Source organism: Pseudomonas vranovensis (genome assembly GCF_040438935.1).
Classification (GTDB): Bacteria; Pseudomonadota; Gammaproteobacteria; order Pseudomonadales; family Pseudomonadaceae; genus Aquipseudomonas; species Aquipseudomonas vranovensis.
The window spans coordinates 1,710,386-1,736,752 of the sequence record NZ_CP159259.1; the positions used below are offsets into that span (position 1 = coordinate 1,710,386).

Annotated in this window: 18 protein-coding genes; 14 read left to right on the forward strand and 4 right to left on the reverse strand. The window is 62.9% G+C overall.

All coding sequences use genetic code 11. The annotated features are described in order from the left end of the window. The first annotated feature begins 411 nt into the window (after positions 1 to 411). The gene (locus ABVN19_RS08040) at positions 412 to 3,150 is read left to right on the forward strand and encodes a LuxR C-terminal-related transcriptional regulator (protein WP_105641387.1); all 2,739 of its coding nucleotides are present in this window, start codon (positions 412 to 414) and stop codon (positions 3,148 to 3,150) included. On the opposite strand, the gene ABVN19_RS08045 is transcribed toward ABVN19_RS08040, so the two are convergent. From ABVN19_RS08045 to ABVN19_RS08055, 3 genes are all read right to left on the reverse strand, one after another. Then, entirely contained in the window at positions 3,151 to 3,597 is a 447-nt protein-coding gene (locus tag ABVN19_RS08045; protein WP_028944992.1) for a PaaI family thioesterase, read from the reverse strand. Beyond that, the gene (locus ABVN19_RS08050; protein WP_105641371.1) at positions 3,594 to 4,397 is read right to left on the reverse strand and encodes an enoyl-CoA hydratase/isomerase family protein; all 804 of its coding nucleotides are present in this window, start codon (positions 4,395 to 4,397) and stop codon (positions 3,594 to 3,596) included. Before ABVN19_RS08050 ends, ABVN19_RS08045 begins: the two co-directional genes overlap by 4 nt. Before the next feature lie 63 nt (positions 4,398 to 4,460). Further along, entirely contained in the window at positions 4,461 to 5,609 is a 1,149-nt protein-coding gene (locus tag ABVN19_RS08055; RefSeq protein ID WP_028944994.1) for an acyl-CoA dehydrogenase family protein, read from the reverse strand. A 410-nt stretch (positions 5,610 to 6,019) separates the two neighbouring features. Between ABVN19_RS08055 and ABVN19_RS08060 the strand changes: the two genes are divergently transcribed. The 9 genes from ABVN19_RS08060 (at position 6,020) to ABVN19_RS08100 (ending at position 16,468) form a co-directional block, all read left to right on the forward strand. Next, positions 6,020 to 7,204: a lipid-transfer protein gene (locus tag ABVN19_RS08060; protein ID WP_105641370.1), complete on the forward strand. Its 1,185-nt coding sequence runs from the start codon at positions 6,020 to 6,022 to the stop codon at positions 7,202 to 7,204. Between the two features lie 39 nt (positions 7,205 to 7,243). Further along, positions 7,244 to 7,681, forward strand: a complete 438-nt coding sequence (locus ABVN19_RS08065) for a MaoC family dehydratase N-terminal domain-containing protein (RefSeq protein ID WP_028944996.1) — start codon at positions 7,244 to 7,246, stop codon at positions 7,679 to 7,681. Positions 7,682 to 7,691: 10 nt separating this feature from the next. Next, positions 7,692 to 8,120 carry a MaoC family dehydratase gene (locus ABVN19_RS08070; protein WP_028944997.1) on the forward strand — a complete coding sequence of 143 codons (429 nt, stop codon included), beginning with the start codon at positions 7,692 to 7,694 and terminating at the stop codon, positions 8,118 to 8,120. A gap of 30 nt (positions 8,121 to 8,150) precedes the next feature. Continuing rightward, positions 8,151 to 8,984 (forward strand): SDR family NAD(P)-dependent oxidoreductase, encoded by an 834-nt coding sequence (locus ABVN19_RS08075; protein ID WP_028944998.1) that lies wholly within the window; start codon positions 8,151 to 8,153, stop codon positions 8,982 to 8,984. A 68-nt stretch (positions 8,985 to 9,052) separates the two neighbouring features. Then, the gene (locus ABVN19_RS08080; RefSeq protein ID WP_028944999.1) at positions 9,053 to 10,195 is read left to right on the forward strand and encodes an acyl-CoA dehydrogenase family protein; all 1,143 of its coding nucleotides are present in this window, start codon (positions 9,053 to 9,055) and stop codon (positions 10,193 to 10,195) included. A gap of 96 nt (positions 10,196 to 10,291) precedes the next feature. Next, positions 10,292 to 11,854, forward strand: a complete 1,563-nt coding sequence (locus ABVN19_RS08085; RefSeq protein ID WP_105641369.1) for a long-chain-fatty-acid--CoA ligase — start codon at positions 10,292 to 10,294, stop codon at positions 11,852 to 11,854. Between the two features lie 117 nt (positions 11,855 to 11,971). Beyond that, a complete protein-coding gene (locus ABVN19_RS08090; protein WP_028945001.1) occupies positions 11,972 to 13,792 on the forward strand; it encodes a DUF1302 domain-containing protein in 1,821 nt (606 codons plus the stop codon). Positions 13,793 to 13,816: 24 nt separating this feature from the next. After that, positions 13,817 to 15,193 (forward strand): DUF1329 domain-containing protein, encoded by a 1,377-nt coding sequence (locus ABVN19_RS08095; RefSeq protein ID WP_028945002.1) that lies wholly within the window; start codon positions 13,817 to 13,819, stop codon positions 15,191 to 15,193. Between the two features lie 84 nt (positions 15,194 to 15,277). After that, on the forward strand, positions 15,278 to 16,468 hold the full coding sequence (locus ABVN19_RS08100; protein WP_028945003.1) for a lipid-transfer protein: 1,191 nt from the start codon (positions 15,278 to 15,280) through the stop codon (positions 16,466 to 16,468). 235 nt (positions 16,469 to 16,703) lie between these two features. Here ABVN19_RS08100 and ABVN19_RS08105 read toward each other — a convergent pair whose 3' ends face one another. Further along, on the reverse strand, positions 16,704 to 17,450 hold the full coding sequence (locus tag ABVN19_RS08105; protein WP_028945004.1) for an enoyl-CoA hydratase-related protein: 747 nt from the start codon (positions 17,448 to 17,450) through the stop codon (positions 16,704 to 16,706). A gap of 156 nt (positions 17,451 to 17,606) precedes the next feature. Here ABVN19_RS08105 and ABVN19_RS08110 point away from each other — a divergent pair, with 156 nt between their 5' ends. The 4 genes from ABVN19_RS08110 (at position 17,607) to ABVN19_RS08125 (ending at position 26,347) form a co-directional block, all read left to right on the forward strand. Then, the gene (locus tag ABVN19_RS08110; RefSeq protein WP_028945005.1) at positions 17,607 to 18,368 is read left to right on the forward strand and encodes a class II aldolase/adducin family protein; all 762 of its coding nucleotides are present in this window, start codon (positions 17,607 to 17,609) and stop codon (positions 18,366 to 18,368) included. A gap of 605 nt (positions 18,369 to 18,973) precedes the next feature. Beyond that, complete coding sequence (locus ABVN19_RS08115; RefSeq protein ID WP_028945006.1) at positions 18,974 to 19,906, forward strand: NAD-dependent epimerase/dehydratase family protein; 933 nt, start codon at positions 18,974 to 18,976, stop codon at positions 19,904 to 19,906. A 74-nt stretch (positions 19,907 to 19,980) separates the two neighbouring features. Beyond that, complete coding sequence (locus ABVN19_RS08120; RefSeq protein ID WP_353632798.1) at positions 19,981 to 22,755, forward strand: bifunctional glycoside hydrolase 114/ polysaccharide deacetylase family protein; 2,775 nt, start codon at positions 19,981 to 19,983, stop codon at positions 22,753 to 22,755. Further along, on the forward strand, positions 22,733 to 26,347 hold the full coding sequence (locus tag ABVN19_RS08125) for a tetratricopeptide repeat protein (RefSeq protein ID WP_105641367.1): 3,615 nt from the start codon (positions 22,733 to 22,735) through the stop codon (positions 26,345 to 26,347). The genes ABVN19_RS08120 and ABVN19_RS08125 overlap by 23 nt, the downstream gene beginning before the upstream one ends. Positions 26,348 to 26,367: the final 20 nt, after the last annotated feature.

Below are 26,367 nucleotides of genomic sequence, written 5' to 3' on the forward strand. Positions count from 1 at the left end.
CGCAGCCTCGTACCTCGGCAGCGGCTACCGGCCCGTGTAGCCGCTGGCGATAGCCTGTGATCGGCCGCGCAGCGGTCGTACGTTGCGCCTATCTCCAAGTTTGTCCGGTCTCTCGCGGGGCAAGCCTGCGCCTGCCTCGATGGTCGGATGGCGCCTGCTGCGCAGTCGATCGCAGCCTCGTACCTCGGCAGCGGCTACCGGCCCGTGTAGCCGCTGGCGATAGCCTGCGATCGGCCGCGCAGCGGTCGTACGAAGTTTGTCTGGCCTCTCACGGGGCATCTGCCATGGCCTGTGGCCGCACGGCTGGCGCCAGCGGCGACCAGGAACGGTCGCTATTGCGCCTCCCACAAGTGTTGCGTTAGCCCTTACACTGGAGCCTTGCGCTGTTCGCCATTCTGGATGTTTTCGCTCATGCCGCTATTGCCCGATTCAGAAACCGACACTGATCCATCCAACGTCCAGACCAAGGTCGTGCCGCCACGCGGGGCGCGCTTGCTGCTTGCCCGAGAAGGGCTTCTGGCGCGCTTGATGGAGGCGCGCCGACAGCGCTGCGTGGTGATCCAGGGCCCAGCCGGCAGCGGCAAGACCAGCACCCTGCTGGCCTGGCGGCGTGAACTGCTGGCACTGAATTTCGATGTGGCCTGGTTGTCGTTGTCAGCCGATGACAATGACCTGGAGTGTTTCTGCCATTGCCTGCAGGCAAGCCTTGCTGAAATAGACCCCACGCTGGTGCGCGAAGCCGGTTTCCTGCTGGGGCGCGACACGGGTGAAATGGCGCTGGAACATTGGGTCATTACCCTGGTGCAAAGCATTGCCGGCCACGGGCGTGAGTTGGTGCTGATGCTCGATGACCTGCACCATGTGCAGGACCCGTTCATCATCCAGGCCCTGCACTGGTTGCTCGACTACGCACCCGCCAGGCTGCACCTGGTGTTCTGTTCGCGGGTGGCCCCGCCGGTGGTCCTCGCACGCTTTCGTGGTCGCGGGCAGGTCAGTGATTTCGACCTGCGCGACCTGCGTTTCAGCGCTGAAGAGTCGGAGCGCTTTCTGCGTGAGCAACTGGGCAGCATTGATCCTCGCGATGCGGCGGTGCTGCATGAACTGACCGATGGCTGGATTGCGGGGCTGCAGCTGTTTGCCGTAGACCTGAAGGCCAAGCAGGGCGGCCGCTTCGACCGGGTGCAGGTGCGCGACCCCGGGGCCTTTGCCAGCTACTTCGAACGCGAAGTGCTGGTACGCCTGGCGCCCGAAGACTTGCGCCTGCTGACGCGGGTATCGATCTGCGAGCGCTTTTGCGCCTCGCTGTGTGCAACCCTGCTCGGCCAACCCCATGCCATTGCCCGGATGCTCACCCAATTGACCCGCCTGGACAGCGACAACCTGTTCATCACTCAGGTCAAGAGTCATGACCAGGAGACCTGGTATCGCCTGCACCCATTGTTGGGCAAGGTCCTGCACAGTCGCCTGGAGGCCGAGGCGGGTACTCGCCCGACCGAGCTGCACGCTGCTGCCCGGGGATGGTTCAGCGCCCACGGTCACCTCGACGAGGCCGTGCGCCATGCGGTGAAGGCAGGCGATGCCGAAGCCGCTGCCGATATCGTCGAAGCCTGTGCCTACGACTTGCTCAACAAGGGCAACCTCAGCCAGGTTTCGGGGTTGTTGCGCAGCCTGCCAGCCGAGCAGACCGCCAGCCGCATCGGCTTGCAATTGGTGATGGCGCACCTGTCGCTGTACGCCCGCAATTACCCCGCTGTCGAGCAAAGCATGGCCGAACTGCGCCGCCAGCATGCCGTGCTCGACCGCAATCAACGGCATGTATTTACCGTGCTGCAAGGCAGCCTGGCACTGTTCAAGGACGATACCGAAGCCCTGTTGGCATTGCTGCCTGCGCTGCTGGCCATTCCTGACGATGCCGACGATTTTGCCTACTCCGGGCGTTGCAACACCCTGGCCTGGCTGTACATGTACCAGGGCGAGTTCGAGCGGGCCCGGGCGGTACTCAAGGACGGTGAACGCTTGCAGGGCTCGCCGCGTCGCAGCCTGGTGGGGCGCTGCTTCACCGGCATGAGCCTGGCCCTGGAGGGTCGCACAACCGAAGCCGAGCACCTGTACCGCGAGGTACTCGAACAGGCGGAAAGCCAGGGCGTGGCCTACCTGATCGTCAGCAGCATGGCGGCGGCGCTGCTGGGGATGGCGCTGTACGAGCAGGGCGATTATGAGGCTGCGTGCCAATTGCTGGAGCCGCGCATGAAGCTGCTGCAGCGCGTGGCCATTCCCGACAGCGTGCTGCAGGCCATGCAGACCCTGGCCACGGCCCACTGGCTCGCGGGTAGGCACTCCGAGGCCTGGGGTTGGGTTGAACGGTTGGAGCAGTTTGCCTGCAGTTACAACCTCGACCGATTGCTCGCGGCGGCGTTGATACTGCGCATGCGCTGGGCGCAGCAGGGCGGTGATGAAACACAGGCAGATGCTGTGTTGCAGCGTATCGAACAGTTCGACCAGAGCGATGGCCCGCAAGGCGCAGGGACTGCCCTGGAGGTCCGGATCATTGCCCGTCGCGCCGCCAGCGAGCGGCGCCTGCACCAGGGCAACCTTCAGGATGCCGGGCAGCAGTTGCAGGCACTGATCGACACCTCGCGCCAGCATCGGCGCTGGCGCCGGGTGGTCCCCATGCTCTTGCAGCTGGCAGTCAGCGAGCATGGCCTGGGGCGACCCCGAGAGGCGCGTGAGCTCATCATGGAAGCGCTGCGCCAGGGCCATCGCCTGGGCCTGGTACGCAGCCTGCTGGATGCCTGGCCGGGGGGGGTGGCACTGCTCCAGGCGTGGCTGGAAGACGGCGCGCCTGACCCGGTGCTGGCGTTCTATACCCGGCGTTTGCTCGACATCGCCCGCAGCACGGCGGCAATCCAGGCGCAGGTCACAGACGCCGACAGCCCGAAAGTGCTCAGTGCCCGGGAACTGGATGTGCTCAGCCTGGTAGCCCGGACGCTGCCGAACAAGAAGATTGCCAGGGTGCTGAACCTGTCACCGGAAACGGTGAAATGGCACATGAAGAACATCTTCTACAAGCTGGGGGTCACCGGTCGCGACGAGGCGATTGCCAAGGCTCGCGACCTGGACCTGAAACTCCCCGACAACACCGCGCTGTGATCAGCGCGGCTTCAAGGCATTTCCGATAAAGGTCGCCTTGCCCCGGGCGACCAGGCGCTCACCGTCGAGCAGGTCGAGGCTGGCGTGGTACAGGGTGCGACCCAGGCGGTGGATCTGTACATGCGCTTCGATCCAGGCCCCCAGCGGTGCCGGGCACAGGTAATCCATGCTCAGGTTGATGGTCGCTGGGGGCATTTCGCTGCCAGCGGCAAACTTGAGCGCGCGGCCGAAGGCCGTATCGGCCAGGGTGGCGAGAAAGCCGCCGTGAGCGATTCCCAGCGGGTTCAAGTGCTCGGGGCGGATTCTCGCGGCTATCACGGTGCGCTGCGGATGGAAATACAAGCCGGTGCATTGCGCCACGAAGCCACTGGGCACCATCGGCACAAAGCCGTCCAGTGGTGCATCGTCGCTGGCCAACGCAGCACCCTGGGCAAGGGTGGTGCTCATGATGGCTCGCTCCTGGCCGGCCGAGGCCAGCGGTAGCGCAACGGTTCCTTGCGCATGAAGCGTGCAGTGGCGTCCTTGAAGTAGTCACCCGACATGGCAATGGCCTGGGCCCAGGCTTCATCACTCAACTGGCTGTGCCAGTCATTGTTCAACGATTGGGCCAGCAGGCGCTTGGTCATGGCAAACGCAGAGGGTGATTGTTCGCTCATGCTGCGGGCCAGTTCGCTGGCCCTGGCGTGCAAGCCGGCAGTGGCCACGACCTCCAGCAGGATGCCCATCTCCAGGGCCTGGGCGGCGGTGACTTCGCGTGCCGAGTAGATCAACTCGCGGGCCTTTTGCAGACCCACCAGCCGAGGCAGGATGTAGGTGGCGCCCATATCGGGCACGGCGCCGATACGCGCGAACGCCATGCTGAACCGCGCGCGCTCCGAGGCCAGGGTGAAGTCCGCCGCCAGGGCCAGGCTGAAACCGGCGCCAGCGGCAACGCCATCCACCGCGGCAATGACCGGGCAGGGCAGCGCGACCAGTTCGGCCACTACACGGTGGGTTGCTTCCATGCGTGTGCGCAGCTCTGCCGCTGAGCAGTCCATGCGTGACATGCCGCCGACATCGCCGCCGGCGCAAAAGTCTTCACCGGCGCCGGTGAGTACGACGGCGCGCAGGTGCGGGTCGCGGCGAATCTCGTCCAGCGCTTGCAGCAACGCTGTGCCCATCTCGCTGTTATAGGCGTTCTTGACGCCCGGGCGTGACATCACCAGGGTGGCCACGCCCTCGTGCCTGGAAAACTCAAGTACCGACATGGGAAACCTCCGTTCCAGCAACAAAAACGCCCCGGCCTTGGCAGCCGGGGCGCATCGGATGTATCAGAAAGTGCGTGCGATCAGCTCTTTCATGACTTCGTTGGAGCCGCCGTAGATACGCATTGGACGGGTGTTGATGTAGAGACGGGCAATCGGGTACTCGAGCATGTAGCCGTAGCCACCGTGCAGCTGCAGGCACTCGTCGATTATTTGGCAGGCCTGGGTCGAGGTCCACCACTTGGCCTTGGCTGCCGTGGTTGCATCGAGCTGATGGTTGACCATCTTGCTCATGCAGTCGTCGATGAAGGTGCGCGCGATGGTGACGGTGGTCTGCATCTCGGCCAGCTTGAAACGAGTGTTCTGCATGTCCAGCAGCGGCTTGCCGAAGACCTTGCGATCCTGGGTGTACTTGATGGTTTCTTCTACGGCACGTTCCATCGAGCCCAGGGCGTTCATGGCAATGAACATGCGCTCTTCGGGCAGTTGCTGCATCAGTTGCACAAAGCCTTGGCCTTCCTGCGGGCCGAGCAGGTTTTCCACCGGCACGCGCACGTCGTCGAAGAACAGCTCGGAGGTGTCCTGGCCTTTCTGCCCGAGCTTGTCGAGGATGCGGCCGCGACGGAAGCCCGGCAGGTCCTTGGTTTCCAGCACGATGATCGAGATGCCCTTGGCGCCCAGGCTTGGGTCGGTCTTGCACACCAGCAGAACCAGGTCGGCGAGGTAGCCGTTGGTGATGAAGGTTTTGGAGCCATTGATGACGTAATGGTCGCCTTCGCGAATGGCCTTGGTCTTGACGTTTTGCAGATCGGTGCCGGCGCCGGGCTCGGTCATGGCGATGGCGGCGACCAACTCGCCGCTGGCCATGCGCGGCAGCCAGCGCTGTTTTTGCGCTTCACTGGCGTAGCGCAGGATGTAGTGGGCGCTGATGGCGCTGTGGACGTTGGTGCCCAGGCTGGTGGCAACGGCGCGAGCGAGTTCGTAGCCGATGATTGCGTTGTGGGCATGGCTGCCGCCGCCACCGCCGTATTCTTCGGGAATGCCGGGGCAGAGCATGCCCATTTCGCCGGCCTTGAACCAGGTCTGGCGGTCGACGTGCTGTTGCTTGGCCCAGCGCTCTTCGTGGGGCACCAGTTCTTCGGCGGCGAAGCGGCGTACCGATTGCTGGAAGATCGCCATGTCTTCGGTTAGCCAGGAGGGTCTGTAGTCGCTCATTGCGGTCCTTGGGTCGGTTGGGGGCTGTGCGGTCATGCTAGGTGGCCGGCCGCGCGGGCAGGGAGCGCCGAAGGGATGATGCTGTGGACGATGCGTGGGGTCGTTCAAAGGGAGGAGTCGGGGGAGGGGCGGGCGTGCCCCGCGATCTGGCTCTTGCGTGCTGGCCATCGCGGGGCAAGCCCGCTCCCACAGGAATTTGTATGCACCGGTGGGCGTGGGCTTGCCCCGCGACGTTACCCCACCCCTTACTCCCGCCCCTCGTTCCTTCGAACGCCTCCCTGGTTGATCCGTAACTTCATCCCTTCGACGGTCGTAGCGCCACCCTTGCCACTCCTAGGATGGGCACCACAACGACCACCGGCCGGCCGGGCGGTTACCCCTCTGAAGTGCATGGCAAAGGACACGAATCGATGAACGACAAAGTGGTGGTAGCCGGGGTTGGCATGATCCCGTTCTCCAAACCCGGTGCAAGCCCCAGCTACACCGACATGGGCGCGCAAGCCACACGCCTGGCGCTCAAGGACGCAGGCATCGACTACGACAAGATCCAGATGGCCTTCACCGGCTATGTCTACGGTGACTCCACCTGCGGCCAGACCGCCCTGTATGAAGTCGGCCGCACGGGTATCCCGATCGTCAACGTCAACAACAACTGCTCCACTGGCTCCACCGCGCTGTACCTGGCCCGCGCCGCGGTGCAGAGCGGCCAGGCCGATTGCGTGCTGGCCCTGGGCTTCGAGCAAATGCAGGCCGGTGCGCTGAAGTCCCACTGGGACGACCGCCCGCAGACCCGCGCGAGTGTCGTTCATGTGATGGAAGACCTGACCCGCGATGTCGACCTGCCACGCGCCCTGAAAACCTTCGGCGGTGCCGGTCGCGAGCACATGCAGAAGTACGGCACCCGCATGGAAACCTTCGCCGCGATCCGCGCCAAGGCCAGCCGCCATGCCGCCAACAACCCGTTGGCACTGTTCAAGAACATCGTCAGCACCGAAGAGGTGATGAACGACAAGGTCATGTGGCCCGGTGTCATGACCCGCCTGATGGCCTGCCCACCCACCTGTGGTGCCGCCGCCGCGGTTGTCTGCTCGCCAGCCTTCGCCAAGAAGCACGGCCTGCGCAGCGATGTAGTGATCCTGGCCCAGTCGATGGTCACCGACCCTGTGGAGTCGTTCGACCTGCCGTCGATGATCGCCTACGCCGGTTTTCACATGGCTCAGCGCGGCGCCAACCTGGTCTACGAGGCGTCCGGCTTCGGGCCACAGGACGTGCGCGCGGTGGAGCTGCATGACTGCTTCGCCCACAACGAGCTGCTCACCTACGAAGCCCTGGGCCTGTGCCCGGTAGGCGGCGGCGAGCAGTTTGTACACGACGGCGACAACACCTACGGCGGCCAGGTGGTGACCAATCCCTCCGGTGGCCTGCTTTCCAAGGGCCATCCCCTGGGTGCCACCGGCCTGGCCCAGTGCTACGAACTGACCCATCAGCTGCGCGGCACGGCCGGCAAGCGCCAGGTCGATGAGCTGAACATCGCTTTGCAACACAACCTGGGCCTGGGCGGCGCCTGTGTGGTGACCATGTTCGGCCGTAACTGAGCCCGACGGCCCCTTACAACAACAAAAGGAACGAGACACATGGCTGACAAAAACCTGATCGGGCACAAGCTCGGGGTATTCAATACCGAGGTGGAGAAAGGCCGCTTGCGCTTCTTCGCCAAGGCTATCGGCGAAACCGACGCCGTCTACACCGATGAAGCTGCGGCCAAGGCCGCCGGCCACAAGTCGCTGCCGGTTCCGCCGACGTTTCTGAAGTGCCTGGAAGGCGAGGGTCGCGACCTGAACACCTTCCTCAAGCTGGTGGACTTCGACCTGGGCCGCATCCTGCACGCCGAGCAGTCGTTCGTGTACCACAAGATGGCCTACGCCGGCGACGTGCTGACCTTCGACGCGACGATCACCGATGTCTACGAGAAGAAGGGCGGGGCCCTGCAGTTCGTGGTCACCGAGTCGCGGGTGACCAACCAGGACGGCGAGCACATCGCCGATGTCCGTTCGTCTCTTGTCCAGCGCTGAGGAATTGCCGATGTCCCTTGCCAACCACGTTCAGTTTTCCGATATCCAGGTCGGCGACGAAGTGCCGCTGCTCAAGCTGCAGCCCGTCAACCGCACCACCCTGGCCTTGTACTGCGGGGCCTCGGGCGACCACAACCCGATCCACGTCGACATCGACTTCGCCCGTAAGTCGCGCATGCCCGATGTGTTCGCCCACGGCATGCTCTCGGCCGCCTACCTGGGTCGCCTGCTGACCCAATGGGTACCCCAGCAGCAAGTGCGCGCCCTGTCGGTGCGCTTCACCGGCATCACCCAGCTGGGCCACGTGCCGACCTGCAGTGGCAAGGTCACTGAAAAATTCGAAGAGAACGGCGAAAAGCGCGTGCGCCTGACCATTCGCTGCGCCAACCAGTACGGCGAAGACAAGCTGCTCGGCGAAGCCGTGATCGCCCTGGCCTGATCCTCAACCCCACGTTTAAGGAACTGATTGATGAAAAAGCTTGAAGGCAAAGTAGCCCTGGTGACCGGTTCCGGTCGTGGTATCGGTCGTGAAGTGGCGCTGCAACTGGCCGCCTATGGCGCCAAGCTGGTGATCAACGATCTGGACGCAGAGCCGGCCGAAGAAGTGGTTGCGACCATCCGCAACGCCGGTGGCGAAGCGGTTGCCTGTGTGGGCAGCGTCACTGCGCCGGACTTTGCCGAGCGTCTGGTCAAGACCGCTGTCGACAACTTCGGCGCCATTGACATCATCGTCAACAACGCCGGTTTCACCTGGGACAACGTGATCCAGAAGATGAGCGACGAACAGTGGTACGCCATCATGGACTGCCACCTGACCGCGCCGTTCCGCATTTTGCGCGCCGCCCAGCCAGTGATCAGCGCCGCCGCCAAGAAAGAAGCCGCCGAAGGCCGCGAAGTGCTGCGCAAGGTGGTCAACATTTCCTCCGGCGCCGCCGGCGGCAACGTTGGCCAGAGCAACTACTCCTCGGCCAAGGCCGGCATGCTGGGCCTGACCAAGACCCTGGCCAAGGAGTGGGGCCGCCTGAAGGTCAATGTCAACGCCGTGGCCTTCGGCCTGGTCGAGACCCGCCTCACTCAGGCCCTGGCCGGTGAAGACAGCAAGACCGTCAACATCGAAGGACGCGAGATCAAGGTTGGCGTGCAGCAGTCGCGTCTGGACAGCGCCAGCCAGACCATCCCCCTCGGTCGTCCGGGCAAGCCCGAAGAAGCCGCCGGTGCGGTGGTGATGTTCTGCCTGCCCGAATCCGACTACTGCTCCGGCCAGGTCATCTACTGCGGTGGCGGCCCAGGCTCCAACTTCTGATCGCTTTTTTGCCCTGCAGCCCCCGGCGTCTTTGACGCCAGGGGCGCTTCGAACATGAGGTCCGTGCAATGCTGGAAAACTACCGCTCACCCTGGATGACCGAAGACCTGGAGCAGTTTCGCGACATGGTCCAACGTTTTGCCAAGGAGTACATGGAACCCAACGAACTGCACTGGCGCGAGCAACATTGCGCCGACCGCGCCGCCTGGCTGAAGGCTGGCGAGCTCGGCCTGATCCTGCCGGATGTGGGTGAAGAGTACGGCGGCGCCGGTGGCAGCATCGGCCACTACGCCTGTGTGGTGCAGACCATGAGCGCCTTTGGTGGCGGTCTGGGCCTGGGCCTGAGCCACATCGTGGCGCATTACATTCTTGAGTCCGGCACCGAGGCTCAGAAGAAGCACTGGCTGCCCAAGATAGGCTCCGGCGAGGTGATCTGCGCCATCGCCATGACCGAACCGGGCGCCGGCTCCGACCTGCAGTCGGTACGCACCCGCGCGGTGAAACAAGGCGACAAGTACGTCATCAATGGCGCCAAGACCTTTATCAGCAATGGCCAGACCTGCGACATGGTGCTGGTGATTGCCAAGACCGACATCAGCCAGGGCGCCAAGGGCGTTTCGCTGTTCATGGTAGACACCAATACCCCCGGTTTCCGTCGCGGCAAGCTGCTGAGCAAGATCGGCATGCACGCCCAGGACACCTCGGAGATGTTCTTCGACGACGTCGAAGTGCCGGCTGATTGCCTGCTGGGCGAAGTGGAGGGCAGGGGCTTCTACACCCTGATGAGCCAGCTGCCGTACGAACGTGCGCAGATTGGTGTTGGCGCCGTTGCCGTGATGGAGCGCGCGCTGCGCCTGACCGTGGAGTACACCAAGGACCGCAAGGCCTTCGGCAAGCCGGTCATCGACTTCCAGAACAGCCGCTTCGTACTCGCTGACGTCAAGGCCACCGTGCTGGCTGCCAAGACCTTTGTCGACCTGATCGTGCAGCGCTGGATCGACGGCACCCTGGACACCACGCTGGCCTCGATGGGCAAGTTCTGGCTGACCGAGCGCCAGGGTGAGGTGCTCGATCGTTGCCTGCAGTTGTTTGGCGGCTACGGCTACATGAACGAGTACCCGATCGGGCGCATGTGGGCCGACGCCCGGGTGGCACGCATCTACGGCGGTTCCAATGAAATCCAGCGCGAGGTGGTTGCCCGCTCACTGTAGACCTGATGACAGGCAGGGCTGGCGTCGCGTCGGCCCGCCGCACAGCGCGACTCGATCCAAATCAATCCAAAAATAAAAAGTTATTTGGAGTTCAGCATGTACATCACTCAAGGACTGCATCGTCAATTGCAGAGCCGACCGCAAGCGGTGGCCATCCGCGCCCAGGGCCGCAGCACCACTTACGCCGAGTACGGCGACCGGGTGGCGCGGCTGGCCAGTGCACTGAAAGGGTTGGGGGTTGCCAGCGGCGATCGCGTGGCGATGCTTGCATTCAACTGCCAGCGTTACCTGGAGTACTACCTGGCAGTGCCGTGGGCCGATGCCGTGGTCAACCCGGTGAACTTTCGCTGGAGTGTCGCCGAAATCGTCTACTCGCTGGATGATTCGGAAACCACCGTGCTGATCGTTGACGATCATCACAAAGACATCGGGCAAACCATTCTCGAGCAATCCCAGACCCTGCGCCAAGTGATCTACGCCGGCGATGGCCCGACGCCGGCGGGAATGCTCAACTATGAAACCCTGATTGCCAACAGCGCTGCCGTGGAAGATGCACGGCGCGGTGGCGATGCCTTGCTGGGCATCTTCTATACCGGCGGCACCACCGGCTTCCCCAAGGGCGTGATGCTCAGCCACACCAACGTCGCGTTCTCGGCAATGAACTCGGTCAATACCGGCAAGTGCGGCGTCGATGCGCGCTTCCTGCACTCGATGCCGATGTTTCACCTGGCCGACTTCGCCGCCATGGTGGCGCTGTTCGTCACCGGCGGCACCCATATTGTGCTGCAAGGGTTCACCCCTAAAGGCGCATTGGAGGCCATCGAGCAGGAGCAGGTCAACGAAGTGTTGTTGGCCCCGACCATGATCCAGATGCTGCTGGACTATCACCAGGGCGAAGGTCGGCACCTGGATGTCAGTGCGCTGAAGCGGGTCGGCTATGGTGCGTCGACCATCACCCCGGCACTGCTCGACCGCGCCCGCGCCATGTTCATCAACGCCGAGTTCTCCCAGGGTTATGGCATGACCGAACTGGCGCCGGTGGCCACTACCCTGGGCTCCGAGTACCACACCCCCGAGCACCAGGCCAGCGGCAAGATGTACTCGGCCGGGCTGCCTGGTATCTGCGTGGAAGTCCGAATCGTCGACGCCCAGGACAACGAAGTGCCACGCGGCACCGTGGGCGAGATCATCGTGCGCGGTCCGAATGTGATGCTCGGTTACTGGAAAAAACCCGAAGCCACTGCCGAAGCCCTGCGCGGCGGCTGGATGCACACCGGTGACGGCGGCTACATGGACGAGGACGGTTTCGTCTACATCTGCGATCGGCTCAAGGACATGGTGGTCAGCGGCGGCGAGAACATCTACAGCGCCGAAGTCGAAACCGCTATCGCCAGCCACCCGGCGGTAGCCCAGAGCGCGGTGATCGGCATTCCCTGCAAGAAGTGGGGCGAGACCGTGCACGCGGTGATCATTCTCAAGCCCGGCGTCACCGCCAGTGGTGAGGAAATCATCGGTCATTGCCGTGAGCGGATCGCCGGCTACAAGGTGCCCCGCAGCATCGAGTTTCGCGATTCGTTGCCGTTGACCAGTGTCGGCAAGGTGCTGAAGACCGAGCTGCGCAAGCCGTTCTGGGAGAACCAGAAGCGCGGAATCGCCTGAGTTCCTGAGTACTGCGCGGCCAGGGACGGCCGCGCGTTTGTTCCGTTTTCGCAGAGACCAGAACCGCACCCTCTAGTGCGGCACGCCTTCCTTGCGCACCTGTATACCGGAGTCATCATGAACCTGACGAGAATGCGTGGAGCCCGCGCTCCGCACCTGTTGGCCGTCGCCGTCGCGCTTGCCGTGCAATCCCAGGCCAATGCCAAGGATTTCAGCATTGGCGAAATCGAAGGCAGCTTCGATTCATCGCTGTCGATTGGCGCCAGCTGGGCCGTGCGCGGGCCGGATCCTGACTTTATCTCCAACTTCAACTCCCAAGGAGTGCGTGGCAACGCGTCCTCGCGCACCAACGACGACAACCGCCTGAACTTCAAGAAGGGCGAGACCTTTTCGAAGATCTTCAAGGGCGTTCACGACCTGGAACTCAAGTACGGCCAGAGCGGCGTGTTTGTGCGCGGCAAGTACTGGTACGACTTCGAGCTCAAGGATGAAAGCCGCCAGTTCTACGACATCGACGACAGCGGCCGTGATCGTGCGGCCAAATCGTCGGGGGCCATGTTTCTCGACAGCTTCGTCTACCACAACTACAACCTCGGCTCGCTGCCGGGCAACGTGCGGGTCGGCAAGCAGGTGGTGAGCTGGGGCGAGAGCACCTTCATCGGCAACTCGATCAACAGCATCAACCCCATCGACGTCGCCGCCCTGCGTCGCCCTGGCGCCGAAGTGAAGGAAGGCCTGATCCCGGTCAACATGTTCTACCTGTCCCAGGGACTGACCGACAGCCTGACCGCCGAGATGTTCTACCAGATCGAGTGGGAAAGCTCGGTCATCGACAACTGCGGCACCTTCTTCGGCAACGACGTCACCCCGCAGGGCTGTAACGACCGTGCGGTACTGGCCGGCCTCGACCTGCCGCCGGGCGTTGCGAACAACACCGGCACGCCTGGGGTAGCCGACGATGCCTACATTCCGCGCACCAAGACGCGCGACGCCCGTGACAGTGGCCAGTACGGCCTGGCGCTGCGCTGGTATGTGCCGGAGCTGAACGAGACCGAGTTCGGCTTCTATGCCATGAACTACCACAGCCGCAACCCGAGCCTGGACTTCACCCGTGCCACCAGCACCAGCAACCAGGTCGCGGCCATTCGCACCGCCAGCTACAACGTGGTGTACCCCGAGGATGTACGCCTGTACGGCGTGAGTTTTGCCACCAACGTCGACGGCACCTCGATCGGCGGCGAGGTCAGCTACCGGCCGAACATGCCGCTCAACCTCAACGGCGCCGACATCAACCTGGCCGCTATCGGCAACGCTGCCTCGCCGTTGTTCCAGAGCGGCAACTCGGTGAACGTCGCAGGTGCCGATATCGACGGCTACAAGCGCATGCCGGTGCTGCAGGCGCAGGTCAGTGCCACGCACTTCTTCGACCAGGTGATGGGCAGCGACCGCCTGACCCTGGTGGGCGAGGTGGGCTACAACCACATCAACGGCCTGGGCTCCAGCGACGGCACCGACCTGCGCTTTGGCCGCAACACCGTGTTTGGCGCCGGCGAACTGGTCAACCAGGCCGTGTGCGTGGGCGCCAACCAGCCGGTACCGGGCCAGCCGGGCGTGACCGCGGCCAGCAACCCGCAGCAGGAATGCAACAGCCACGGCTTCTACACCAGCAGCTCCTGGGGCTACCGCCTGCGCGGCAAGTTCGATTACCCCAACGTGATTGCCGGCATCAACCTGTCGCCCAACATCGCCTGGTCCCATGACGTGGACGGTGTTGGCCCGAACTTCGAGGAAGGCACCAAGGCCGTGAGCCTGGGGCTGGATGCCGAATACCTGAACACTTACACCGCCAGCCTGAGCTACACCGACTACTTCGGCGGCAAGTGGAACACCAACACTGATCGCGACTACGTCGCCCTCAGCTTCGGCGTGAACTTCTGATTCGCATCAGAGAGGAGAACAACAATGAAACCTGCACGTCTTTTGCTCACCGCCTGCACCCTGTCCCTGTCCCTGTCACTGGTGGCCGCCAGCGTCATGGCCGCTGTTTCCCCTGAGGAGGCGGCCAAGCTTGGCACCAGCCTCACCCCGATAGGCGCGGAAAAAGCCGGCAACGCCGACGGCAGCATCCCGGCCTGGACCGGCGGTCTCAAGGCCGACGCAGCCCCTGTGCAAAACGGCTTCATGGGCAATCCCTACGCCAGTGAAAAGCCGCTGTTCATCATCACCGCCGCCACCGCCGAGCAGTACAAGGACAAGCTGACCCCTGGCCAGCAGGCCCTGTTCAAACGCTACCCCGACACCTACAAGATGCCGGTGTACAAGACCCAGCGCAGCGCGGTGCTGCCGCAGACGGCCTACGACGCGGCGAAGAAAAGCGCGGTGACCACCGAAGCGGTCAACGATGGCTACTCGCTGAAGAACTTCAACGATATCCACTACTTTGCCTTCCCGATTCCCAAGAATGGCCTGGAAGTGGTGTGGAACCACCTGACCCGCTACCGCGGTCATAGCTACATCAACTCCCAGGTCCAGGCCACGCCGCAGGTCAACGGCAGCTTCACCCCGGTGCAGATCGAGATTGCCAGTGGCTTTCCCTGGTTGATGAGCGATGCCAAACCCAAGGACATCAACAACATCCTGTTCTTCGCCAAGCAGACGGTGACCTCGCCAGCGCGCATGGCCGGCAACGTCACGCTGATCCACGAGACCCTCGACCAGGTCGCCGAGCCGCGCATGGCCTGGGCCTACAACGCCGGCCAGCGCCGGGTCCGCCGTGCGCCACAAGTGGCCTACGATGGCCCGGGGACTGCCGCCGACGGCCTGCGCACCGCCGACAACGCCGACATGTACAACGGCGCACCGGACCGCTACGACTGGAAGCTGGTGGGCAAGAAGGAAATCTACATTCCCTACAACAGCTACAAGCTGCAGTCGCCGTCGCTCAAGTACACCGACGTCATCCAGCCGGGGCATATCAACCAGGACCTGACCCGCTACGAGCTGCACCGGGTATGGGAAGTGGTGGGCACGCTGAAGTCCGGTTCGCGGCATATCTATGCCAAGCGCCACATGTTCTTTGACGAAGACACCTGGACCGCAGTGGAGATCGACCACTACGACGGCCGTGGCCAACTGTGGCGTGTCAGCGAAGGGCACACCTTCACCGACTACGTGCAGAAGCTGACCGCCTTCGCTGGCATCGGTACCTATGACTTGATGGCCGGACGCTACGTGGTGTCCAACCTCGGCAACGAAAACAAACAGGGCATCAACTACGCCTACCAGCCGAGCGTCAACGATTTCACCCCGGCCGCGCTGCGCAACGCCGGTATCCGCTAGAACTATCGGTATGGTCTGTTCGCCCCTGTGCGGGCGGACAGCCTCTTTGTTCCCCTTGAGGCTGTCTGATTCTGGAGATTTGTGATGTCGCAAAAACCTTACGTCGTGGGCGTCGGTATGATCCCGTTCGTCAAACCGGGCACCAGCGGTACTTACATCGAGATGGGCTCGCAAGCCATTCGCCTGGCCTTGCAGGACGCCGGCCTGGATTACGGCCTGGTGCAGCAAGCCTATGCCGGTTATGTGTACGGTGATTCCACCAGCGGCCAGGCGGCCCTGTATGAAGTGGGTATGAGTGGCATTGCGGTGGTCAACGTCAACAACAACTGCTCCACCGGTTCCAGCGCGCTGTTCCTGGCGCGCCAGGCGGTGGAGAGCGGGGCAGTTGACTGTGCCCTGGCGTTTGGCTTCGAGCAGATGCAACCGGGTGCGCTGAAGTCGGCGTGGGATGACCGCCCTGCGGCCACCACGCACATGACCCAGTCGGTGATCAAAGAGCTGACCGCCGATGTGGGCGATATGCCTAGTGCATTGCGCATGTTCGGCGGTGCCGGGCGTGAGCACATGCACAAGTACGGCACGCAGATGAGCACCTTCGCGGCCATTCGCGCCAAGGCCAGCCGTCATGCCGCCAACAACCCGCTGGCCTTGTTCCGCAAAGTGGTAACCACCGAAGACGTGATGAACGACCAGGTGATCTGGCCGGGTGTCATGACTCGCCTGATGGCGTGCCCGCCAACCTGTGGCGCGGCGGCGGCGATTATCTGCTCCGAAGCCTTTGCCAAGAAACATGGCCTCAATACCGACGTGGTGATCCTGGCCCAGGCCTTGACCACCGACACCGCGATTTGCCACGAGAGCAAGTCGATGATCGAAGTGGTCGGTTTCGACATGGCGCAGCGGGCGGCCAAGACCGTCTACGAGAAGGCGGGTGTCGATCCGCTGGACATCCGCGTGGTCGAGCTGCATGACTGCTTTGCCCACAACGAACTGCTGACCTACGAATCGCTGGGGTTGTGCCCGGTGGGTGGGGCCGAGCGCTTTGTGCTCGATGGCGACAACAGCTATGGCGGCCAGGTGGTGACCAACCCCTCGGGTGGCTTGTTGTCCAAGGGGCATCCGCTGGGTGCGACAGGGCTTGCACAATGTTATGAGCTGACGCATCAGCTGCGCGGCACTGCTGACAAACGTCAGGTGGAAGGTACCAGCCTTGCACTGCAACACAACCTGGGTCTGGGTGGTGCTTGTGTGGTGACGTTGTACGGACGTAGCTGATCGTAAGCCGTAGTGTTTGCCGGGCCGTGTGCCCGGCTTTTTTTGCCTGGCCATCCAGCACACCGGGTGTTGCCTGGACCACGGCCGCTGCGCAGCAGTCGCCAGATGAGCGCAATGATCTTGAGGCACGACCGCTTCGCGGCCGATCGCAGGCTGTCGCCAGCGGTTGCATCGGCGTGGTAGCCGCTGCCGAGGCACGAGGCTGCGATCGGCTGCGCAGCAGTCGCGATGGGGCTCAATCCTTGACCAGTGCCCGCAATGCCGCTTTTGTCTCGGGGGCCTGGAGCCGCTCGATGAACAGCAGGCTTTCACGCCGAACGGCGGCTTCCAGCTCCGCCCGGTGGGTATCTTTGAGCAACCGCTTGCTGACCCGTAATGCGTCCTGCGGCAGGGCTTGCAAGCGCGCCGCCAGTTGCCGCGCCGCTGCCAGGCACTGTTCGCCATCGTCATGCAGTTCGTTGGCCAGCCCCCATTCGACTGCCTGTTGGCCGCTGAGCATTTCATTGCACAGCAGCAACCGCGCCGCCCTGGCATGGCCCAGCAGTCGTGGCAGCAGCAAGCTGGAGCCAAATTCCGGGCACACGCCCAACGGCACGAACGGCATGCGCAATTTCGCCGAGCGGCTGACCAGTACCTGGTCGCAGTGCAACAGCAGGGTCGTGCCGATACCAATGGCCGCGCCCGACACTGCCGCAATCAAGGGTTTGTCCAGCGCCATCACCACGCGCATCAGGCGGAACACGGGGCTGTCCATGTCGCTGGGCGGGGAGTCGAGAAAGTCCTTGAGGTCGTTGCCAGCGCTGAAGCACTGGGTACCACCGGTGATGAGGATGACGTCGACCTGCGCGTCTTCCGCTGCAGCCAGCAGCAGGTCGCCCAGGAGGCTGTACATGGTGTTGTTCAGGGCGTTGAGTTTGTCTGGTCGGTTCAAGGTCAGGGTCACCAGGCCCTTATTGAAATCACGTGTAATCAGGTCGTTCATGGCAAGCCTTTGTTGTGGTTGTCGTGATGCTGCAGACCGCTGAGTGTAAAACAGGCGAAAGGCGCCCGACGTCGTCCATTCAGGCGATCAGCAGGTAGACAGCGCTCAAGGTGCCGCCCTATTGTCTGACCAGTCATTTGCCTGAGTACAACAACAATGAACCCAACCAGCATCGAGCTGCACCTGCGCCAGGAACTCGCCGCCTGCTACCGCCTGATCGCACACTTTCGCATGACCGACCTGATTTTCACCCATATCTCGGTGCGCATTCCGGGCCCTGAACATCATTTCCTGATTAACCCGTACGGCCTGATGTTCGATGAAATCACCGCCTCCAACCTGGTCAAGATCGACCTGCAGGGGCGCGCAGTGGAGCCCTCGGCATACCCGGTGAATCCGGCGGGCTTCGTCATTCACAGTGCCATTCACGGCGCGCGCGAGGATGCCCAGTGCGTGCTGCATACCCACACCAAGGCTGGCTGCGCGGTGGCCGCCCTCAAGTGCGGGCTGTTGCCGGTCAACCAGATTTCCATGGAATTTTACGGCCAGGTTGCCTATCACGACTATGAAGGGGTAGCCCTGGACATGGATGAGCAGCAGCGCCTGGTACGCGACCTGGGCGACAAGCCGGTGCTGATGTTGCGCAACCATGGCTTGTTGACCGTGGGCGAGAGCGTCAGCCAGGCGTTCCTGCGCATGTACTACCTGGAAAAGGCCTGCGAAATCCAGTTGGCGGCGCAGGCTGCCGGTGAAATCGTGCTGCCGCCCGACGCGGTGTGTGCCCATACCGAACGTCAATTCAATGAACCTGCACGGCCCTTGAAAGAGGGTGAACTGAGTGATCCGGATGGCATGCAACTGGCCTGGGCTGCCTTGTTGCGACGGGTGGAGAAAGTGGCCCCGGATTATCGCGATTAATCGATTTTTTTGCCGAAAATTTGAACCGCCGCGAGAAGCTGTGCAACGGTAGTTGTAAGTCATTGAATGGCTTGATAAAGCCACTGAAGGAAAGTCATTAACACGTTGGAGCAGCCGTGGCGTGCCCGAAGTTAGGGCGCGCTCACGGCTTTTTTTTTACGGTGTGAATTGATTGGCGCCAGAACCCTGTCAACTCAAAGGTGATGGCAATTGGACTTCTCGGTAACGCCAACTACAGTTCCAAGTAATGGAGCTGTCCGTTTTTCTTACAGGTTTTTGAGGGGGAGCCTCGACGTTGCCCCGAAAATACGGGCATTTCGAGATGATTCGAAGATCGCCGCGACAGAAAAATGACGAATACCGCCAAGCAGTGCAAAAAGAACGGATTATTGACACGGGCAAATTAATACTGTCATCATGCAAGCCGTACATTATGACTATTGGCTATTAGCCAAAATAAAAACAGGCCTAAGGACGATGCTGTAAGTGTTGGCAAATTCAACTTTCAGACCGTGTTGGCAAGGGCGCTCGATTCATTGAGTTAACGCCGCCTTAAACAACTTGTTGCTGGTGTCATTATCTGAGTTCTATCGGGGGGTCGAGTCATGTCTGCTGAACGCATATTGGTAACCGGAGGCGCCGGCTTTATCGGTTCGCACCTGGTCGATAAGTTATTGAGCAGACACTACCAAGTGCGTGTCCTGGATAACCTGTCCAGTGGCAAAAAAGCCAACTTGCCACTCGATAATCCTGGTCTGCAATTGCTGGTGGGCGACGTTGCCGACGCCGAGGCGGTCAACCAGGCACTGCAAGGCTGCAGCGCCGTGGTCCACCTGGCCGCCGTCGCCTCGGTACAAGCGTCGGTCGATGACCCGGCCGGCACCCACCGCAGCAATTTCATCGGCACCCTCAACGTTTGCCAGGGCATGGCTGCGGCTGGCATCCAGCGCGTGGTGTTCGCCTCCAGCGCTGCCGTGTATGGCAGCAATGGCGAGGGCACGGCCATCAGTGAAGACACCCCCAAGGCACCGCTGACCCCTTACGCCGCCGACAAACTGGCCAGCGAGTTCTACCTCGACTTCTATCGTCGCCAGCATGGCCTGGAGCCTGTGGTGTTGCGTTTTTTCAACATTTTTGGCCCGCGTCAGGACCCGTCCTCGCCGTATTCGGGGGTTATCAGCATTTTTGCCGAGAGAGGGCGCAAGCGTCAGCCCGTCACCGTGTTCGGGGATGGCGAACAGACCCGCGACTTTGTCTACGTGGCCGACCTGGTCGAGATCCTGCTGCAGGCCCTGCAAACCCGCGATCCGGCGAGCGGGGCGGTGAATGTAGGGCTGGGGCGTACCACCAGTCTCAATCAGCTGATCACGGCGATCGACGCCGTCACTGACAGCCCGTTGGTGGTCAGCTATCAGGCCGCGCGGCCGGGCGACATCCGCCACTCGCGGGCCGACAACCGCCGCTTGCAGCAGCGCTTTGAACTCAATGAACCCACTGCGGTGGCTGATGGCCTGAGGTTTTTGCTCCAGAGCCTGTGAACCCCTTGACGATTGATCGTCGTATCGTTCGAGTACTTCAAGAGTTGATTATGGAAAATACAGGTGTTCGCTCAATGGCCTGGCGCTGGTGTTCAGCGCTGGCCTTGTGCATGGCAGGGTTTGCCGCACAGGCTCGGGACAACGGACCTGCAAGTGTCGCATTCTGGTACGCCGACAATCCGCCGCTGCCCGAACTTGCCCAGTTTGAATGGGCAGTGGTCGAGCCAGGCCATTTGACCGCCGCTGACGTCAACACCTTGCGCCGCCTGGGAAGCCAGCCCTTTGCCTACCTGTCGATCGGCGAGTTCGATGGCGACCGCGCGGCACTGCAACGCAACGCCCTGACCCAGGCCGCCAGCACCATGCGCAACCAGGCCTGGAACAGCCAAGTCATGGACCTGACCACCCAGGCCTGGCGCGAACACCTGTTCAAGCGTGCCGCCGAACTCAAGGCCCAGGGTTACGCCGGCCTCTTCCTCGATACCCTGGACAGCTTCCAGTTGTTGCCCAAGGCCGACCAGGAGGCCCAGCGCAAGGCGCTGGCGTCGTTGCTGCGCGAACTGCACAGCCGTCAACCGCAGCTCAAACTCTTCTTCAACCGTGGCTTTGAAGTGCTGGGCGAATTGGACGGTGTGGCAAGCGCCGTGGCCGTCGAGTCGATCCATGCCGGCTGGGACCCTGGCGCCAAGCGCTACCGTCCGGTGCCTGCCGATGACCAGCAGTGGCTCGAAGGCAAGCTCAAACCGTTGCGCGACAAGCACATTCCGTTGGTGGCCATCGACTACCTGCCGACCGAGCGCCGCGACGAAGCCCGCAAGCTGGCCAAGCAGCTGAGCCAGGAAGGCTTCACCCCGGTCATCAGTACACCGGACCTGGACGGCATGAGCCTGAGTACGGTTGAGGTGCAGCCGCGCCGTATCGCCATGCTCTACGACCCACGCGAAGGCGAGCTTACCGAAAACCCTGGCCATTTGTTCCTCGGTGGCCTGCTTGAGTACCTGGGCTACCGCGTCGATTACCTGCCCACTGACGAGGCATTGCCCCAGCACCGTTTCGATGGCTTGTACGCCGGGGTGGTGCTGTGGATGACCAATGGTGTGCCGGAGGACAGCGCGGCGTTTTATACCTGGCTGAACAAGCGTCTGGATGAACAGGTGCCGCTGGCGATTTTCGCCGGCCTGCCGATCGAAGACGGCGCGTTGTTACAGCGCCTGGGCCTGAGCGAACGAGCCCCCGGTAAAACCGGCCCGCTGCAGGTGGTCAGCCAGGACGACAGCCTGGTCGGCAAGTTCGAGGCTCCCCTGGTGCCACGCAGCCGTGGTCTTACCCTGGTCTCGGCGATGCCGGACGGGCCGACGCCCGGCCTGGTGCTCAGCGATGGCCAGAACCGCACCTACACCCCGATTGTCACCGCCCAGTGGGGCGGCATGGCCCTGGCGCCTTATGTCATCGAATCCAACGCCGAGCGCAGCCGCTGGGTGCTCGATCCGTTCGCTTTTGTGCAAAAGGCCCTGCGCCTGCCGATGCAGCCGCGCCCGGACACCACCACCGAGAACGGCCGGCGCATCGCCACCGTGCATATCGACGGCGACGGTTTTCCGTCGCGTGCCGAGATCCCCGGCACGCCGTATTCCGGTCGTGTGGTGCTGGATGACTTCATTCGCGCCAACCCTTACCTAACTTCGGTGTCCATCATCGAAGGTGAAACCTCGCCCAAAGGCATGTTTCCGTACCTGGCCAACGAACTGGAGCCGTTGGCGCGTGAGGTGCTGGCCGACCCCAAGGTCGAAGTCGCCACTCATACCTACAGCCACCCGTTCTTCCTGCAGCCCGAGAAGACCGTCAAACGCGATGACTTCCACGCCGAATACGGTTTGCACCTGAAGATTCCCGGCTACGACAAGCTGGATTTTCGCCGTGAAATCGTCGGCTCGCGCGATTACATCAACAGCCGCCTGACCACACCGCAAAAGCCGGTGAAAATGGTGTTCTGGCCCGGTGATGCGCTGCCAAGCGGCGACACCATCAAGATTGCCTATGACGCGGGGCTTGCCAACGTCAACGGTGGCCAGACCATCATGACCAATGCCAACCCGTCGCTGACCGGCCTGTCGCCGTTGCTGCGCCCCACCAGCGGAGGTCTGCAGTACTACGCGCCGATCATCAACGAGAACATGTACACCAACCTGTGGAAAGGACCGTACTACGGGTTCCGCGATGTCATCGACACCTTCCAGCTTACCGACAAGCCCCGGCGCCTGCGCGGCCTGCACCTGTACTACCACTTTTATTCCGGCACCAAGGAAGCCTCGATCAAGGTCATGGCCGACATCTACAAGCACATGAACGCGCAGCAGCCGATTTCATTGTGGATGACCGATTACCTGCCACGCCTGCACGGGCTGTATCAGTCCAGCCTTGCGCGTACCGCCGACGGCAGCTGGCAGGTACGCGGCATGGACGGTTTGCGGACCTTGCGCCTGGATGCCCAGCAGGGCTGGCCGGACCTTGGCCGCTCCCAGGGTGTGGCCGGTGTACGCGACCTGCCGCAAGGGCGCTACGTTCACTTGAGCGATGACCATGCGCGCCTGGTGCTGCGCGCTGACCGCGACCCGCGTCCGGCACTGGAGGAGGCCAACCTGCCGTTGACCGGCTGGCGTTACCTCAACGACCAGCAGGTGAGTTTCGGTTTTACCGGACACACCGACCTGCAGTTTTCGGTGCGCTCGGCCGGCGCCTGCAGCGTACAGGTCAATGGCAAGCAATTTACCGGCAAGTCGGCCCAGGGTCTCTGGCACTTCCAACTTCCCTACAGGCAGGTGAGCGATGCAAAACTCTCCTGTAACTAAGAGCCCCCAGCTGCTCAACGGCTGGGCGTTACTGGCAGTGGCAGTGGTGGTGGGGATTCTGCTGTGGGCCACCCTGCAGAATGAAGACGTGTTCCAGCCCAATGGGCAGGAGCTGGATGAAGTCTCGGCCGGCTACGCCGAGGTGCTGCTCGGGGCCTATCCCGAAGACCAGAAACTGCGTACCCAGTTGCTCGACCTGCTGTTGCAACTGAACAACTTCGACCGGGCGCAGAAGCACCTGGACGAGTGGCCCACTCCGGATCCGGTGCTCAAGCCCTTCTATCAACTGGCGCTCGATGCTCAGGTGATGGCCAGTAAAGCCAGTGCTGACCCCTCTGTCGCGGCCACGGTTACCGATGCCGACCGCCAGGCCCTGGCCGAGCGCTTCCGTGCCTTCGACTACCAGGCACTGCCCGACGCGCAACTGCAGACCCTGGGCAAACTTGCGCTGGGCAGCCAGGTGCCGGCGGTGGCCGCCGACAGTTTTGTCGAGCTGGCCAAGCGCCAACCCGAGCAAGCCACCGGTTGGCTTGAGCAGGCGGCCAAGTGGTACCTGGCCAGTGAGCAGCCGGGCAAGGCTGCCGCAATCTACGTGCAATTGCTTGAAAACAGTCAGGACCCGGCCCTGCGCCAGCAGTATCTGGTCGCCGCGTTCAAGGACTTGGTGGCCACCGACCGCGGTGAAGAAGCCATCGAATTGCTGGCCCGCGAGATCAACGCCCAACCTGATCTCCAGTACGAGTCGCAGTTGCTTGACCTTGCAGTGGATGTTGCCGTGGGCCATGCCCGTCCGGACCTTGCCGAACAGTTCTTCGTGCTTTGGCGCAAGCAGCAGCCCGACACCCCTGAGGTCCTGCGTACTGAACTGCAAAAGCGTCTGGCTTTTGGCGACCTGGCCGGCGCCCGTGCCGCCGGCGAGCAATTGCTTGTGCATGAACCCGAAGACATCGGCCTGCTCAAGCAACTGGCGCTGATTGCCGAATGGCAGGGCGACATCGCCGGCGCACTGCAACACTGGGTAGCGCTGTTCAAGCTGCACAATGAGCCGGGGCAGTACGAGCATGCCTGGCGCCTGGCCTTGCAAGGCTTCCAGTTCGACCAGGGCATTCCACTGCTGGCCGACATCATGAACAGCCGCGCCCTGACTGACACCGAACTCGATGCGCTGATTTATGCCGAAGAATCCCGAGGCACCCCCGAGCATGCCGAGCACTGGCTGCGCAGCTACCTGCGCAAGTACCCCGGGCATCGGCTGGCGCACCTGCGCCTGCTGCAGAACCTTGAGAACACCGGCCAGTTCGACGAGCGCCTGGTGGCCTGGAACAACTTCAGTGCGCACTTCAAGCTGACCACCGCGGAACGCCTGGATTGGGTCGGCAACCACCTCAAGCACTTCGACAACGAATCGGCCTGGCAGGTGATCGATGCGGTCGACACCAGCACCATCAAGGAGGTCGAGTACTGGGAAACCCGCTCCGAGCTGGCCTGGACCCTGGAGCGTGACGACGACCTGCGCCAGAGTCTGGAGCAGTTGCTGGCGCTCAAGGGGCACCTGAACAGCGGTGACGAGAGTGTGCTGATCAACCTCTACCGCCAGACCGACCCGCACAGGGCCCTGCGCATGATGGTCGACAGTTGGCACCGCACCCACGAGACCGAGCAGTTCGTCTATGCCTTGCAACTGGCCCAGGACCTGCAGGAATGGGCTCTGGTGGCCTCCTTGCTCGACGAGGCCAGGCAGGCCCCGCAGGTTGCCGATCGTGCCGAGGTATGGGCGGCGCGCGGTGCCCTGGCAGCGCACAATAAGCAACCCGACGAGGCGATTCGCCTATATCAGGAAGGGTTGCAGCGTTACCCCCACGACAACCTGTTCCGCGAGCGGCTGCTTTGGCTGTACGTGGACCTGGGCCGCACCAACGAGCTCAAGCCGCTGCTGCAACAATGGCGGCCGCTGGCACGGCGCGACAGCACTCTGTGGCTGCCGTTTGCCGCCGCCAACCAGCAGTTGGGCCGCAGCCGCGAAGCGCTGGCCTGGTACCGGCTGTACCTCAAGGGCAACGATGTCGACTGGTTGATCCAGGCGGCCTATGCCGATGCCTTGGAGTCTGCCGGCCAGGTGGACCGTGCCCAGCGCCTGCGCCTGCGCCTGACCCGGGAGATCACCCCCGAGACGGTGGCCGCCACACCGCAGGGCTACGCCACCTGGCTGCGCCTGCTCTCCACCAGCTATTCCTCGCGCAAGGCCCAGGGCCAGGCGTTGCAGTGGCAGGACGGGTCCAAGCCGATGCTGCAGCTGTGGTTCGACCAGATGCTGGCGCGCCTGGACACCATCAACCAGTCGGCGCAGAAGGGCGAGTGGCTGGCCTGGGCGCAGCGGCGCGGCCTGCGTATCGAGCGCGCCGACCAGATCCAGGAAATCCTCAGCGGGCGTGACCGCAAGGCACTGGAGCAGTTGATAGCCGGCAACGAACTGGACCCGGCGCAAAAAGTCGAGGCGCTGAGCAACCTGGGGCGCCCGTCCCAGGCACTGGCCCTGAGCCTTTCAGAACTGGGTGACGAGCAGACGCAAGCGATGCGCGATCAGTTGCGCCAGCAGGCCATTTCCCTGACCGAGGCCACGCCCCAGGGTATCCAGTTCGGCTGGCAGCAGCAGAACTACGGTGGCCCGGAGTTCAGTGGCCCGCGGGTAAGCATGGCGCGTTTTCTGGGCGACGACTGGTACACCCGGCTGGACCTGGAGCAGGGCGACTACAACGGCGACAGCCTCGACAGTTCTGCCCTGGGCACCGAGCGCAATGCCGAGCTGACCCTGCAACGGCAATTGAGCGACGGCGTCCTCAAGTTGATGGCCGACACCAGCCAGCGCGATGACGACGATCGCAACGGCCTTGGCATCAGCCGCAGCTGGCAGGTCACCCCGGGCGACGTGCTCGAAGTGGGCGGTGAATGGCAACGCAAGAACGAAGATACCGGCCTGATGCGTGCGCTGGGCCAGCAGAGCGGCGCCTGGGTCGCAGGCCTGCACCGCTATTCGGCGCGTGATCAGTTGTCGTGGAACCTGGCCCAGCGTTGGTTCGATACCCGTGACGGCGATGACCTGGGCAATGGCCAGGCGTTGCGCGTGGAGTATGTGCATACCCTGCAGTTCGCCGGTCCCAACTGGGAACTGCGCAGTGGCCTGGACTACCAGCACAACAGCCTGGACGACCGCAATCTTGCGCACCTGGCAAGCAGCCGCGGCGGCGCCATCGACATCGCTGACCTGGGCCTTGACGACCCTGATCAACTGCGCCCCAACGACTTGCTGCCCGACCGTTACGGCCAGCTGTACATCGGCAGCTCCTGGCGCCGCGGCTTCCCCGGTGCGCTGAACCGTACCCGCGGGCAGTACACCTGGTTGCTGGACGTCAACGCCGGCTGGCAGTGGCTCGACAACACCGTCAACTACGGCTTCAGCACCGGTATCGGCATGGAGGTCTTCGGCGACGACGAGTTGGCGTTGACCATGGGTTATCAATCGGCACCCGAAGGTGGCGGCGGCGAGTCCGGCGGCACCGTGGGCGTCAGTTACAGCCTGCGGTTCGGGCGCTGAACATGAAAATTTCAACAGGA

What these genes read in the sequence shown, in the direction of transcription:
- ABVN19_RS08040 (WP_105641387.1), top strand. Translation starts at nt 412, where the DNA reads ATGCCGCTATTGCCCGATTCAGAAACCGACACTGATCCATCCAACGTC.
- ABVN19_RS08045 (WP_028944992.1), bottom strand. Translation starts at nt 3,597, where the DNA reads ATGAGCACCACCCTTGCCCAGGGTGCTGCGTTGGCCAGCGACGATGCA.
- ABVN19_RS08050 (WP_105641371.1), bottom strand. Translation starts at nt 4,397, where the DNA reads ATGTCGGTACTTGAGTTTTCCAGGCACGAGGGCGTGGCCACCCTGGTG.
- ABVN19_RS08055 (WP_028944994.1), bottom strand. Translation starts at nt 5,609, where the DNA reads ATGAGCGACTACAGACCCTCCTGGCTAACCGAAGACATGGCGATCTTC.
- ABVN19_RS08060 (WP_105641370.1), top strand. Translation starts at nt 6,020, where the DNA reads ATGAACGACAAAGTGGTGGTAGCCGGGGTTGGCATGATCCCGTTCTCC.
- ABVN19_RS08065 (WP_028944996.1), top strand. Translation starts at nt 7,244, where the DNA reads ATGGCTGACAAAAACCTGATCGGGCACAAGCTCGGGGTATTCAATACC.
- ABVN19_RS08070 (WP_028944997.1), top strand. Translation starts at nt 7,692, where the DNA reads ATGTCCCTTGCCAACCACGTTCAGTTTTCCGATATCCAGGTCGGCGAC.
- ABVN19_RS08075 (WP_028944998.1), top strand. Translation starts at nt 8,151, where the DNA reads ATGAAAAAGCTTGAAGGCAAAGTAGCCCTGGTGACCGGTTCCGGTCGT.
- ABVN19_RS08080 (WP_028944999.1), top strand. Translation starts at nt 9,053, where the DNA reads ATGCTGGAAAACTACCGCTCACCCTGGATGACCGAAGACCTGGAGCAG.
- ABVN19_RS08085 (WP_105641369.1), top strand. Translation starts at nt 10,292, where the DNA reads ATGTACATCACTCAAGGACTGCATCGTCAATTGCAGAGCCGACCGCAA.
- ABVN19_RS08090 (WP_028945001.1), top strand. Translation starts at nt 11,972, where the DNA reads ATGAACCTGACGAGAATGCGTGGAGCCCGCGCTCCGCACCTGTTGGCC.
- ABVN19_RS08095 (WP_028945002.1), top strand. Translation starts at nt 13,817, where the DNA reads ATGAAACCTGCACGTCTTTTGCTCACCGCCTGCACCCTGTCCCTGTCC.
- ABVN19_RS08100 (WP_028945003.1), top strand. Translation starts at nt 15,278, where the DNA reads ATGTCGCAAAAACCTTACGTCGTGGGCGTCGGTATGATCCCGTTCGTC.
- ABVN19_RS08105 (WP_028945004.1), bottom strand. Translation starts at nt 17,450, where the DNA reads ATGAACGACCTGATTACACGTGATTTCAATAAGGGCCTGGTGACCCTG.
- ABVN19_RS08110 (WP_028945005.1), top strand. Translation starts at nt 17,607, where the DNA reads ATGAACCCAACCAGCATCGAGCTGCACCTGCGCCAGGAACTCGCCGCC.
- ABVN19_RS08115 (WP_028945006.1), top strand. Translation starts at nt 18,974, where the DNA reads ATGTCTGCTGAACGCATATTGGTAACCGGAGGCGCCGGCTTTATCGGT.
- ABVN19_RS08120 (WP_353632798.1), top strand. Translation starts at nt 19,981, where the DNA reads ATGGCCTGGCGCTGGTGTTCAGCGCTGGCCTTGTGCATGGCAGGGTTT.
- ABVN19_RS08125 (WP_105641367.1), top strand. Translation starts at nt 22,733, where the DNA reads ATGCAAAACTCTCCTGTAACTAAGAGCCCCCAGCTGCTCAACGGCTGG.